This window comes from Rhodococcus sp. P4_B6, from assembly GCF_056402215.1.
This window is the reverse complement of record NZ_JBFUHV010000099.1, coordinates 24152-31993: the sequence shown is the minus strand read 5'-3', so window position 1 is coordinate 31993 and position 7842 is coordinate 24152. Positions and strand designations below refer to the sequence as shown.

The 7842-nt window shown below is 62.0% G+C and carries 6 protein-coding genes and 1 pseudogene; 6 read left to right on the top strand and 1 reads right to left on the bottom strand.

Going from position 1 to position 7842, the window contains the following annotated elements:
* The first annotated feature begins 119 nt into the window (after window positions 1–119).
* The 3 genes from AC1DWT_RS33010 to AC1DWT_RS33000 all read left to right on the top strand — a co-directional run bounded on the left by AC1DWT_RS33010 (window position 120) and on the right by AC1DWT_RS33000 (window position 5098).
* Complete coding sequence (locus tag AC1DWT_RS33010) at window positions 120–695, top strand: TerD family protein (RefSeq protein WP_283336454.1); 576 nt, start codon at window positions 120–122, stop codon at window positions 693–695.
* A 226-nt stretch (window positions 696–921) separates the two neighbouring features.
* Window positions 922–1191 (top strand): hypothetical protein, encoded by a 270-nt coding sequence (locus AC1DWT_RS33005; protein ID WP_477923885.1) that lies wholly within the window; start codon window positions 922–924, stop codon window positions 1189–1191.
* A 43-nt stretch (window positions 1192–1234) separates the two neighbouring features.
* On the top strand, window positions 1235–5098 hold the full coding sequence (locus AC1DWT_RS33000; RefSeq protein ID WP_477923883.1) for a hypothetical protein: 3864 nt from the start codon (window positions 1235–1237) through the stop codon (window positions 5096–5098).
* 437 nt (window positions 5099–5535) lie between these two features.
* On the opposite strand, the gene AC1DWT_RS32995 is transcribed toward AC1DWT_RS33000, so the two are convergent.
* Window positions 5536–6294 (bottom strand): hypothetical protein, encoded by a 759-nt coding sequence (locus AC1DWT_RS32995; RefSeq protein WP_477923881.1) that lies wholly within the window; start codon window positions 6292–6294, stop codon window positions 5536–5538.
* A 254-nt stretch (window positions 6295–6548) separates the two neighbouring features.
* On the opposite strand from AC1DWT_RS32995, the pseudogene AC1DWT_RS32990 reads away from it, so the two are divergent.
* The 3 genes and pseudogenes from AC1DWT_RS32990 to AC1DWT_RS32980 form a co-directional block, all read left to right on the top strand.
* Window positions 6549–6848 (top strand): annotated as a pseudogene (locus AC1DWT_RS32990) (ArsR/SmtB family transcription factor); the annotation flags it as partial.
* 18 nt (window positions 6849–6866) lie between these two features.
* Window positions 6867–7352: an SRPBCC family protein gene (locus tag AC1DWT_RS32985; RefSeq protein ID WP_477923889.1), complete on the top strand. Its 486-nt coding sequence runs from the start codon at window positions 6867–6869 to the stop codon at window positions 7350–7352.
* Window positions 7352–7810, top strand: coding sequence for an SRPBCC family protein (locus tag AC1DWT_RS32980; RefSeq protein WP_477923879.1), 459 nt, complete (start codon window positions 7352–7354; stop codon window positions 7808–7810). Before AC1DWT_RS32985 ends, AC1DWT_RS32980 begins: the two co-directional genes overlap by 1 nt.
* Window positions 7811–7842: the final 32 nt, after the last annotated feature.

Genomic DNA, 7842 nt, shown 5'->3' with positions numbered 1-7842 from the left:
CACACGGATTCACCCTGCAATGGCGTGTCCGAAACATCACGTTCTAAGGTGGGTAGCCTGAGCGTCGAATGGGGTGGGCAAACAGTGCGCATCCACACGCTGCGGGCGGAAGGATCTTCATGGGCGTCACCCTGGCCAAAGGCGGCAACGTTTCCCTCGACAAGCAGGCACCGAACCTGACCGCGGTCGCGGTGGGGTTGGGATGGGACGCGCGCTCGACCACCGGTCACGACTTCGACCTCGACGCGAGTGCATTGGTGACCGGTGAGAGCAAGCGGGTCCTGTCGGATCAGCACTTCGTGTTCTACAACAACCTGCGCTCACCCGACGGGTCCATCGAGCACACCGGCGACAACCTCACCGGCGACGGTGACGGCGACGACGAGGTCATCAACGTCGACCTGAAAGCGGTGCCGCCGAACGTCACCAACATCTTCTTCCCCGTCTCCATCCACGACGCGCAGCAGCGGGGGCAGAGCTTCGGGCAGGTCACCAACGCGTTCATCCGTGTGGTCGACCGCAGCACCGGCAACGAACTGGTGCGCTACGACCTGACCGAGGACGCCTCCATCGAGACGGCAATGGTGTTCGGGGAGCTGTATCGGCATGGCGGCGAGTGGAAGTTCCGCGCGATCGGTCAGGGCTACGCCTCCGGCCTGGCCGGGATCGCCCGCGACTACGGCGTCAACATCTAGACCATTAACGTAGGCGTGAGTCACGTGCAGCGGGCGCCCATGCCTAGTCCTGATTCCTCCAGCGAAGGAGCAGTTTCTGCGGGGGTGTCGGCCGCCTCAGCGTGGAAGCTCCGAACGAGGGAACGGTGGGTCGCCGGCCGGCGTGTGGCTGATCGCGCAAAGTGGTCGACATTCCCGACGACGTGCAGGGAGAAGCGGATACACCGAGCGAGGCAACGAAGTGTGTGTGCATCTCGATGCGGTGCGAGCGGATTCGAAGGTACACACCGACGGCCGCGCCGGAGAGCTCGTCGCCCATTCTCTCGAACAAGCTATTCCGATCGATGGTCGGCACTCGTACATTGCAGCGAGCTTCACCAGTGTGACCATGCCGATCGACGTTTCCGACGGGAGCCTTGTTCAGCAGTTGCAGGAATTGGCGCCGGCGGCGCCGCATCAGACCGAACCGCCGACGACCGATGTCGAAAAACCCGGCGGGGAACTACTGCCCTCTTGAGGCAACCAGAGCCTCCAATGGCGTGGGGGTGTCTCCTGTGGGAATGAAAAAGTTGTTGGGACTGGGCATCGGAGTTTCGGCAGCCGCGGTGATCGCTGCGCTTCGGGTGCATCAGGTTCTCAAACCAGTGCCCGGAAAGATGGATTGGGAGCAAATGGGATCGAAGAAGAAGTCGAAGTCACCAATTTCGCTTGCCCGCAGGATCGACGCCGTCGAGTTCGATAGCGTGTGGGAGCTGGCGTTCGCAGCCGGGGCATCACCAGGCGCGCGTAGCCGTTGGGTTGCCGTTGGCTGCTTGGCAAACTCAGTGCTTGCATCGGAACGTAGGGGAGGCCGGCGGGTGTCGCCGGGAGAATTGAACACCCTCCTTAGAGCCTGCGAGGGGGAGGACAGCAGCATTGGTGGGATGCAGGATTTCCTGCCTACGGATCCCCGTGAACACGTTGTAGTTCGCTTGGGAAACGAGTTAGTTCGTCTGTTTCCCGGCTCCGTCGAGCGTCCCGTTGCGGACATCGATCGTGCGCTCATGGTCGCTGCTGCATGCGATGACCTCATCTGCGAGAGATTCGGATTTGGAATTGTCGACTATTTGACGGGCGCACTGCGCTACACGGACTGGGCTCTGACTACGATCGCACCCGCATGGCCCGAGCACAACGTCGACGGCGCCAGCATCGCAACACTAACCGAATCGGAAGTCTGCGCTGCACGGCGTGTGCTGGAAGAAGGCACGCCTGCGCATCTTATCGACGACGAGGGTGTCCGACGTGCCCTCGACTGGGCGACAGTCGACCGCGACTCACTGCCCTATGATCCGACCAGTCCACAGAGCCAGTTTGAAAGGTTCCTTCGCGTTACGCGAGATAGTGAAGACAGTGCGCGCTGGCTGCCACTGGCGTTCCTGCCCGAGGCCGTTACCTTTGGAGTTTCCGCGTTGGCGGCGGGAGTGGCGTCCTCGGAAGAGGCGAATGGGCGCTTTGCGCAGACTGTGGCGGCACATGTCCGTCAGTGTCTGTGGAAATTCAGTACCCGAATCCTCGGCCCCGAAGATCGTGGTGACGGACCCCGCGTAGTGCCGAATAATGTGGTGCAGTGGATCGCCATGACTGGAGACGACACGGCGATTGCCGTGCAAATTGCACCGCTTCTCGAAGTCGTACCTGTGCCGGACGATCTGCCGTGGGCAGCGCGTCAAGCCGCCGCCCACAATCAAGACGGTGCAACTTCGCCCGGCGGCGGAAACAGCATCCCAGTCCCTGGGGGAAGGATAACGCTCAGCGAAGATGTCGAGGTCGTGCCATTGCTCGTGATCGCGACGCCTAGTCATATTGCTGCGCCGCGCATGACCGAAATGATGGCGATGTCGCTCGATGATCTGAGATGGATTTCCCTTACCGCAGAATCGGCAACCGACCTGTTCGAGTTCTGTAGGGACATGGCGCGCGCAGATACCCCGAACTATTTTGGGTGGGAGATCATCAATGTGTGGGAGTGGTGGAGGTCGAACGGTAAGTCGATATTCTCCGGTGGTTCTGCGCCTACGTTCATCTCGATCGAACCGCATATGGGTACAGCTGAATGGGAGCGTGCACGTGCGCTGAGACCCGTCGAGGCCGCTCTCCATGTCCTAGGTCTTCCGCCTGTTCGCGACTTCGATGGGGTCGACCACTCGGACTCGGGGCCCCCGACCATCTACCGGTACGGCGCGTCGCTGCCGGTCGAGGAGCCGCTTCACGTCGGTGGTGTTGCGAACAGCCACCCACCAAGTGGTCGTTCGTCCGCAGATTGGAACGGTGTACATCCAGTTCCACACCTTGAAGGGTGGACAGTTCACACAGGACAAGTGCCCGTTGCGTTCGAGGCTGGCGGCGAGGGTTGGATTGAAACGGAGGGCGAGTTCATTCACCGCCTGGGCGGAGCGTTCGCATACGCTTTACGGCACTTGGGCGTCGTGTGGGACAGCGCACACGAAAACTCCGGTGTCGCTGGGTATGTCGTCGATTTCGAAAGTACCACTACGGGATCTGTCAGCATCCTGTCACTGCTATCGGTTGTCGACGAACCATATTCCTCCGGCGTGAAGCGGATTCGCTTGGGAGTTGAACCGTTACACGGCCGGCCGGAGGGCTCGGTCACGACTGATTCTATGAAAGCGGAGATGGCCGCTGTTGCTCGCGAATTCTTGACGGTGGCTGGTCTGATAGCAGAGGCCGCGGATCGCGTCTTCGCTGCATGGTCTGCGGCTCCTCCCATGCTGACGGTCAACATGATGACGGTTCCTACCATCAAGAATCAGCTTCCTTCGCCCGTGGAACTTGACGAGGCCTTCGTCTCTCAGATGGATCGAAGTGTTGCTGAGGCGGTCAAGCAGTCCGGGGTACAGCCCGGTGTCTTCGCGGGCGACAGCGCAAAGTCGCTCGATCGGGATACTCTGGCACCAGTAGCTCTCGAGCTCCTCGGAGCGCAACTAGCCAAGTACGACGCCGATGACATTGTTCGATATGGGATGACACAGCTCGAACGTGTTCTCTGTCGACGTGATCGAGTACTTCGCGACGTTATGGAGTCGGCGAACCACCTCGAAGTGGAATGGGATCCGACGCAGCGATATGCGGAGCTGCAGGGGGAACACCTCAGGCTACGTCGGTGCATCGAGGCGATCGTGGAGGTGACTATGCGCTCTGTCCCGGAGGGCAGGGATCGAGTCGACCAGAGAGAGTGGGCGCTACTACTCGCCGCGGCACATTCCTACCTTGCAGCGACGGACCGCAGCGAGCGACTGCACTATCAGGTGACGCCGACTATGATCACAATCAGCGAGATGTTTGAAATCGCAGCAGTCCCTGACCCTGACGGCCCGGACGGAATCGACCTGGAAAGGTTCGCGCTCGCAAAGTCGACCCAAGGAGTCAAACTCGACGGGCCGGTGACGTCCACGACAACTGAAAATAGCGGCACCGATGGTGCGTTGGATGGCGAAGTCGTGGACCCTGGAATCGATGCGGCCATGCTGGATTCGTTCGGTGTTTCAGCGATGGACATTTTCACAATCCTTTTTGCACTTGCCTCCTGGCCTCTAGGTGAGGATATGGCCGAAACCGTTGAGACGACGAAAAACGAGTTGGTCCAATACATTTTGGAAGATACGGTTCTCGGGGAAGGCGAGGATGGGCGCAGCAGGGTCGAGAAGGGTGTCGATCTGCTGACGACAATTTGGGCCGACATTCAGCGCGAGGACTGGAAGCCTTGGCAAACCAAGAGTCGAAAGAAGCGCGTACTGGTTCAGCCAATTTCGACTCTGAGTGACGGGAAACTTTTTGTGGCACCGCACTTCTGCCTCGCAAGCTTGACTGTCTACCGGAACTATCTGTCTCAAGGCCAATTGCCCTGGAGTCAGCCGGAACCCCCGAAAAAGGTGAAAGATGCTCTTGCGAACTTCCGAGATGCAAAGAATATTGGTCTTGAAGATGCGGTAGCCCGGAAGCTCAAGGAAGCGGGTTGGTCCGTGATCGAACGGGTTAAGGAAAACCGTCAGCATCGCCTTGGCATTCCGGCGCTGAGCACCGAGATCGACATCGTAGCTGGTCGTGACGAATCGGACACAATCTATCTCCTCGAAGTCAAAGACCCCGCAGACATCTTCTCGCCAGCTGAAATGGCTAGGCAACTGCGAACCTTCTTCGACGACAGCGGCAAGAAGCCCTCGTACGCTGGGCAACTCAAGAGGAAGTACGCCGATCTCGCGCCCTACCCTGCAGAATTGGCTAATGCTCTCGGTATAACTCCAGGACAGCGGACTGTGAAAGCAATGTTCGTGACGAGGAATCCGGTATGCGCTGCCTTCGCGGGTTCGGACTTCCCATTCGTGACGATCTCCAGTTTGCTTCCTTCGATCACTGGGAATTGATCCGTGGTGCCGCGGCCGATTGCTGTTCCGCATCGAGCGACTGGGGCGTACCAGTGGTCGGGTCGCACGTGCGATAGCAACCTGCTCCCGGGTAAAGGTAGGAAACGGCCGGCGGGTTGAACTCCGGGAGGGTGCACTGATCGCACCCGTGTCCTGGTGGAGGTGGCCCATAGCCTGGGCCCGTGTGTCCATCCTGTAGTCGGGGGCGCCACACCCGGACGTCCAATCGGACAAGACTGCGCGTGGTTCGGGTGCAGCGCGGTCGTTGTGCGGAAACTGGGTGGCGGTACTGAACTGCTTACACCGCACCGGCTTCGTCTGGGTGCACTTCGACGATCGGAGGGGGTTCGTTTCTGACGGTTTGTAGACGGATCCGGGGGTTTCGTCAACCGGTCCTGGCCGCCCGCCGCGGCGTATAGCCACCGACAGCTGCCGTCTCAGGTAGCGAGTTCGGCTCGTGCAGCGGTGAGGGTGGCTGCGCATTTTTCGTCGTGAGGATCGAACAGCAGATCCCAGCGCGTGAGCTCGCCGTTTCGGTTCGTGGTTGTCGGGATCGTGTACTCGTGACGTTCGGCGGGCGTGGGTGCCCGCCACCCGTCCCTGCTGTACGTGTTGGCGATGCGTTCATCTGTCGTGAACGTAATAACGACTTGGCCGGCCTCGGCGGCAATGGTCAGTTGTTCGAGCCGTAGCCGGCGGCCGACCGGCGGCCGCTGGGGTGTGATTGCGGGCCATCGGAAGTGGTTGTGGAAGGTCACCGCGCCGCCCCGGCGGACGTAGACGGTGAGCGCCGCCCCGACCGTGTTGGTGCCGTTCGTCAGCCACATCACCCGAAACCGGTGCCGCCACCGGGTGACGGGGCAAGCGCGGGATCGGGTCGCCAGTGCCAGCGCGTAGACGGCGTACACGAATATCCCGACCAGCATGAGTGCGATCGCCATGAGCAGGACCGTCAGGAGGTCATCGAGCGCGACGATGGCCAGTGCCGCCGCGATTACGGCGAGGAGCATCGTCAGTGCCAGAGCCTCCCACCAGCGAGCCTGGTGCGGGCGCCTGAAGTTGCCAAGCTGCAGACGCGCCGCGGCACGAATCCGGGGGCCGGGCGGCGGGTTCGCAGTCCTCCAGCGGTCCATGCCGTCGAAGAAGCCAGTGGTGGTGCACCCGCCTTCAGGCCATCCTTTGYGCGCATCGATCACCGCGCATTCCTATCACTGAACTGGGCAGATGACACGTCCCTGTGACGACCGAAGGGTCACGCCCGCAACGCGATACTGTCCACACAACGGGGTGATCGGTCATCGGCACGGCCGATGATGGGTGGTGTGGACGAGGGGTGGCGTGGCCGTTTCTGATCGGCTACGCGCGGGTCTCCCGCGGACCAGAACCCCCGACCGTCAGGCGGCGGTCACTCCCTTGACATCCACACTCCGTAAGCGGGAACTTACCGTTCGTAGACACTTACCAAGCTGGAGACGAATGGGGCGCGCTCGCTGATCGCACGAGGCGCACGATCCTCGAGCGCCTGGCCGAGGGACCGTGCGCGGTCGGTGAACTCGCCCGCGAGCTGCCGATCAGCCGACCGGCGGTCTCGCAACACCTGAAGGTGCTCAAGGACGCCGGGCTGGTTAGCGACCGGGCCGTCGGCACCCGCCGCATCTATCACCTCGACCCGGCCGGGATCAGCGTGCTGCGCACGCAACTCGACCGGTTCTGGGCACAGGCCCTGACCGCCTACAAGGACGCGGTCGAACAACCCGCAGGAGAGGTCATGACACAGACACACACCGAACCGGTGCAGCAGCAGATCGTGGTGAACGCAGGGCTCGAGCGCGCGTTCGCGCTGTTCATCGAGCGATTCGATGCGATCAAGCCACGTGAGCACAACATCATGGCGGTCCCGATCGCCGAGACCGTGTTCGAACCGAAGGTGGGCGGCCACATCTACGACCGCGGAGAAGACGGCACACAATGCCGGTGGGCGCGAGTACTGGCCTACGAGCCGCCGAACCGGGTGGTGTTCAGCTGGGACATCAACGGGCACTGGCAGATCGAGACCGACCCCGCCAAGACCAGCGAGGTGGAGGTCCGGTTCATCGCCGAATCCGACGATCGCACCCGGGTCGAGCTCGAGCACCGCAACCTGCAGCGTCACGGCGAGGGTTGGGAAGCGGTCCGCGACGGTGTCGGGCACGACGCCGGGTGGCCGCTCTACCTGCAGCGCTACATCGAGGTCGTCGAGAAGGAGCAGCGCTGATGGCGCCGATCACGACCAGCATCGACGTCGACCGCCCACCGGCGCAGGTGTTCGCCTACGTCACCGACCCGACCCGCTTCGCCGAGTGGCAGAAGGGTGTTGTCAGCGGCCACATGGACGGCGGCGGGATCCCGCAGGTCGGCGAGAAATGCCTCACCACCCGCCGTATCGGTTTCGCCGAACGTTCGGTGACCGCCGAACTCACGCACATCGACCCACCGAGTACCTGGGGTGTGCACGGTGTCGACGGCCCGATCCGGGCGGTCGTGGATGTCACGGTCGATCCGCTGGACTCCGGACACCGCTCACGGGTGACGATCGCGGTCGACTTCGAAGGCCATGGGATCGGGGAGGTTCTCGTGCCCCTCGCCGTGCGCCCGCAGGCCCGCAAGGAGATGCCGGGCAACCTGGCCACGCTCAAGCAGCGCCTGGAAGCGCAACCGGCGCAGCCGAACTAGGCGACCTACGTTCTGGCCACCCGGGATGGGTC

Coding starts and splice junctions, on each gene's coding strand:
- AC1DWT_RS33010 (WP_283336454.1), top strand. CDS start 120: ATGGGCGTCACCCTGGCCAAAGGCGGCAACGTTTCCCTCGACAAGCAG.
- AC1DWT_RS33000 (WP_477923883.1), top strand. CDS start 1,235: ATGAAAAAGTTGTTGGGACTGGGCATCGGAGTTTCGGCAGCCGCGGTG.
- AC1DWT_RS32985 (WP_477923889.1), top strand. CDS start 6,867: ATGACACAGACACACACCGAACCGGTGCAGCAGCAGATCGTGGTGAAC.
- AC1DWT_RS32980 (WP_477923879.1), top strand. CDS start 7,352: ATGGCGCCGATCACGACCAGCATCGACGTCGACCGCCCACCGGCGCAG.